The sequence below is a fragment of the Methanocalculus sp. genome (assembly GCF_029762515.1).
Taxonomy (GTDB): Archaea; Halobacteriota; Methanomicrobia; order Methanomicrobiales; family Methanocorpusculaceae; genus Methanocalculus.
Genome location: NZ_JARVGN010000299.1, coordinates 1 through 2,977, shown reverse-complemented (window position 1 = coordinate 2,977; position 2,977 = coordinate 1). Strand labels below are relative to the sequence as shown.

The 2,977-nt window shown below is 49.4% G+C and carries 4 protein-coding genes; 3 read left to right on the top strand and 1 reads right to left on the bottom strand.

What is annotated here, in order from left to right; all coding sequences use genetic code 11:
- The 3 genes from QCH34_RS09960 to QCH34_RS09950 form a co-directional block, all read left to right on the top strand.
- Window positions 1-899: radical SAM protein (locus tag QCH34_RS09960; RefSeq protein ID WP_300333572.1), on the top strand; the 899-nt coding region annotated here is incomplete at its 5' end.
- 107 nt (window positions 900-1,006) lie between these two features.
- Complete coding sequence (locus QCH34_RS09955) at window positions 1,007-1,648, top strand: phenylalanine--tRNA ligase beta subunit-related protein (protein WP_300333569.1); 642 nt, start codon at window positions 1,007-1,009, stop codon at window positions 1,646-1,648.
- A 47-nt stretch (window positions 1,649-1,695) separates the two neighbouring features.
- On the top strand, window positions 1,696-2,628 hold the full coding sequence (locus QCH34_RS09950; RefSeq protein WP_300333566.1) for a PHP-associated domain-containing protein: 933 nt from the start codon (window positions 1,696-1,698) through the stop codon (window positions 2,626-2,628).
- On the opposite strand, the gene QCH34_RS09945 is transcribed toward QCH34_RS09950, so the two are convergent.
- On the bottom strand, window positions 2,602-2,977 hold a 376-nt coding region (locus QCH34_RS09945), incomplete at its 5' end, for a phospholipase D-like domain-containing protein (protein ID WP_300333563.1). The genes QCH34_RS09950 and QCH34_RS09945 overlap by 27 nt on opposite strands.

The following is a 2,977-nucleotide window of genomic DNA, read 5'->3' as shown; positions in this document are numbered from 1 at the left end:
AGATTATCGAAAATGGGGACAGACCCCGTATCCAGGATCTGAATGCATTGCCCTATCCCGCCCGCCATCTCCTTCCCAAAGAGAACTACCGGATCTTCGATGTCAATATGCCGATTGCAACCATGATCTGTAGCAGGGGTTGTCCAATGCAATGCTCGTTCTGCGCATCATCCGCACTTCACGGTAAAAGAATACGCAAACGCTCTCCTCAAAATGTCGTGAATGAAATCCGCCATATTCAGGAGACACTTGGGATCTCGATGATCGCATTCATGGACGACACCTTCACTCTGATACCCGGTTGGGTGGAAGAGTTCTGCAACCTGCTAATTGAGCAGGATCTTGATATCGAGTGGGGTTGTACTGCCCGTGTTGACCGGATCGATTCTGATCTTATCAGGCTGATGAAGAAGGCTGGATGCGAGACCCTCTTCATCGGGGTGGAGTCGGGGGAACAGGAAATTCTGGACATTATCCGGAAAGGAACCAGGATTGAACAGATCATGACCGTATTTGAGACTGCATATGATATAGGGATGAGAACGATAGCGTCAATTGCAATCGGGCTGCCTGGAGAAACGAAAGAGACAGCGAAGAAGAGCGTTTCACTGGTGAAGAACATACGGGCAAGCTATGCCCTTTTCTCAGTCGCAACGCCCTATCCCGGAACGGAATACTATAGAAACGTACAGGAATCCGGCGGGTTTGGGGAGGACTGGTCGAGGTTCGATCTCTTCTCACCAATTGTGGAGACGATGAGCCTTACGCTTGATGAGATCCGGAGCATCCAGAGGAGGGCGTACCGTGAATTTTACCTCAGGCCGATCTATATCCTCCGAACACTGGCAAAAGAAGGGCGTCCGTTCTTCCATACGATGAAAGTATTAATCTCCCCGTGATCCGGAAGAAGGAATGCCACAGAAAGGAAAAGATGCAGGGTGATGGGGCAAAAAGGGGACTGTAACTGAGGAAACACTTTATCATTTTAGTCGGAAAAGTACCGGTCATGGAGATGCAGACGGATATCCTCACCGCCTTCCCCGGACTCTTCATTGCGGAAGGTGATATCGGATCTCTCACCATTGAGGTGGATAGCTCGCGGCAAAAAGCCCGTGCAGATGAGATCATCAGATGGATACAAGACCGGTATACGCTGGATGGTATCAGGGACGAGCCGCTCTTCAGGGCATACCGCGACTTCTTCTGGAGTGTCGGCGTTGACCCGACAAAGACCCGTCCCGCATCTGAAGCCCTCGTGCGGAGGGTGCTTGCAGGAAAGCCGCTCCCCACCATCAATTGCGCAGTTGATGCCTATAACCTGGCATCAATCCGATCAGGGATCCCCCTTGCTGCATTCGATGCCGATCGCTTAAACGGTGATCTGACCATGCGGTTTGCCGTGGATGGAGAGGAATTTCCTGGAATCGGTATGAAGAATCCGGTCATCTTAAAGAGCAACCAGGTTATTCTGGCTGATGCAGAAGATATCGTCGCCATATACCCCTATCGCGACTCGGATGCAACAAAGATCACTCTACACACTGAGACGATTCATCTCGTCGCCTGCGGGGTGCCGAAGGTGGAGCCCGGGCAGGTGAGAGAGGCATATGATCTGGCTAAACGGTTTCTGAAGGAGTATGCAGGATAACGAGGTTATTTCTAGAACAGAGAGCATATATCCCGAGGATAAGGTTTATGCCAAGAGATAAAGGAGGTATCTGCTACTGCCCGCCAGATATTGTAGCACTGCGGGCTGATGGATACTATCCCGTTGATATGCACCTGCATACAACCCATTCTGATGGCAGGACAAAGATACCTGATCTGATCCGGTATGCGGAGAGAGAGAAGATTGGTGTTGCAATCACCGATCATAATGAGATAAGCGGATCAATCGATGCAATCGCAAAGAATCCTGCCATCCTTATTATTCCGGGGATTGAACTTGAGACACATGAAGGACCCCATCTCCTCTTTTACTTCTATACTGCAGGCGATATGGAAGATTTCTTCCATGATTTCACCATTGAACGGAACCGGCAGACACCCGGCCTTCTTCAGAATCTGCCGGTCAGGGAATGTCTGGATGTGGCTTCAGACTATGACTGTCTCAGGATCGCTGCCCATCCATATGGATACTATGGCATCAACAGAGGGATCCTCAAATGTGTCGGGAAAGAGATGCTCCCCGGCGTTCTGGATCATATTGACGGAATCGAGGTGATATGCGGGGGGATGATGTATGGCCTCAATGAGAAGGCGATTATGTATGCAAAAAGCCATGATATCCCGTATACCGGTGGATCAGATGCCCATATCCTCTCCGATGTAGGGAATGTAGTATCTGCTGTTGCAGCAGAGACCATCGAGGAGTTTCTGGATGGGATCATCCGGAGAGAAAACCACGTCATCGGTTCATCAGGCGGATATATCGCAAGATGTGCAACTGCAGGAGTCATAGCATGGAGTTTTGTACCATATACCTTTGAACAGGCAGGTATTCATTACAGGTACCAGAAACACAGGACAACGAATCTGATATCATCCTACTGCACGAAAATTTCATCCAACCATTCCAGACAAAAAGAAGGGGAGGATGATTCAGAGGAGCGGAGAGAAGAGGCGTGATACCGACTTTTTTATCTTGATCTTCAGAGGAAGGGCTGCAAACCGATCAGGTGTCAGCTCGGTACAGACATGGAGATCCAGAAGATACTTCTCTTTGAGTTCCTTTGCAATCTGATGATCGTACATGATGGCATTCGTCTCAAAGTTGAGCCGGAAGCTTCGTACATCCCAGTTTGCACTCCCGACAGATGCTGCAGCCTCGTCAACGACAATCGTCTTGGCATGGATAAACCCGTTGTCATAGGTATATGCCCTGACACCTGCATCAAGGAGTTGTTCGATATACGAGTATCCTGCCCAATAAACAAAGAAATGGTCGGGTTTTGAGGGCATCATGATCCGGACATCA